This is a genomic window from Xenorhabdus vietnamensis (assembly GCF_002127535.1).
In the GTDB taxonomy this organism is placed as follows: domain Bacteria; phylum Pseudomonadota; class Gammaproteobacteria; order Enterobacterales; family Enterobacteriaceae; genus Xenorhabdus; species Xenorhabdus vietnamensis.
In genome coordinates, this window is sequence record NZ_MUBJ01000090.1 from 1 (window position 1) to 1,226 (window position 1,226).

Annotated in this window: 1 protein-coding gene; it reads left to right on the top strand. The window is 44.6% G+C overall.

Annotation, left to right across the window (positions count from 1 at the left end):
• Window positions 1-75: 75 nt before the first annotated feature.
• Window positions 76-1,206 (top strand): ISAs1 family transposase, encoded by a 1,131-nt coding sequence (locus Xvie_RS20295; RefSeq protein WP_086110882.1) that lies wholly within the window; start codon window positions 76-78, stop codon window positions 1,204-1,206.
• Window positions 1,207-1,226 lie beyond the last annotated feature (20 nt).

A 1,226-nucleotide genomic window follows, 5' to 3' on the forward strand; every position in this document is an offset into this window, starting at 1 on the left:
TTTTGTTAAAAACTGGATTTGACTCATCAATATCATTGTGTCCCAATACCCACTTTTTTAAGCCTCTTCTATATCATGGATACTGACGCCTTTTCACTCTATTTCGGTCACATCGAAGACAAAAGACAATCTTTCAAAATTCAATACCCTCTGTGCGATATTCTTTTTTTAACTGTCTATGCAACCATTGCAGGTGCCGAAGGTTGGCAAGATATTGAAGATTATGGCAACGGTCATGTGGAATGGTTTCAACATCAAGGACTATTCAGAGCAGGAATACCAGGACATGATACGATTGCCCGTACTATTGCCTGTATTGAACCCCGCCAGTTCCAGCAATGTTTTCTCCACTGGATGCAGGCTGTGACTCTTCTTACCGAAGGCAGTTTAATCGCCATTGACGGGAAAACCTTGCGCGCCTCTTATAATCGCGAAGATAGATGCTCAGCCATCCACATGGTCAGTGCCTTTGCCGCCACGAATAAAGTGGTTCTGGGACAACTCAAAACAGACAGTAAATCTAACGAAATCACAGCAATCCCCGCACTTTTGTCTTTGCTTGATATCAAAGGTTGTTTGGTTTCTATTGATGCCATGGGATGTCAAAAAACCATTGCGGCTCAGATAGTAGAGCAAGGAGGCGACCATCTGTTAGCCGTCAAAAATAACCAACCGACCTTGGCAAAAGCGGTTGCTCAGGTGCTGTCGGGTATCACTGTCGATCAGAGCAAGACGAAAAATGCCCACTTTGAAAAAGGCCACGGACGTATCGAAGCTCGGGAATATCATGTGTTGCCCGCCCAAAATTTGGTCTCTCAATGTCCCCAGTGGAACGGGTTGAAAAGTCTGGGGGTGGCAGTAGGTTACCGTATTGATAAATCAGGAAAAGAATTACGGGAATACCGCTACTATATCAGTTCGGCGTTGCTGAGTCAGGAGCAGTTTAAGAATGCCGTTCGTGGGCATTGGCAAATCGAAAACAGCCTGCACTGGGTACTTGATGTGACAATGAACGAAGATGCTTGTCAAATTTACAGGAAGAATGCGGCAGAGAATATGGCTTGTGTTAGACATATTGCACTTAACACCTTGCAGCAAGAAAAATCCAAACTCAGTATACGGCGAAAACAGAAAAAAGCGTGGATGAATCCCAATTTTGCCATGCAAGTCCTAAAGGCAGGATTTGAACCCGTGAATGAAAAGTGAGCGCTCATGCTCTTGCCCTG

Excerpts from the sequence above, each read along its gene's own strand:
- Xvie_RS20295 (WP_086110882.1), top strand. The coding sequence starts at position 76 with ATGGATACTGACGCCTTTTCACTCTATTTCGGTCACATCGAAGACAAA.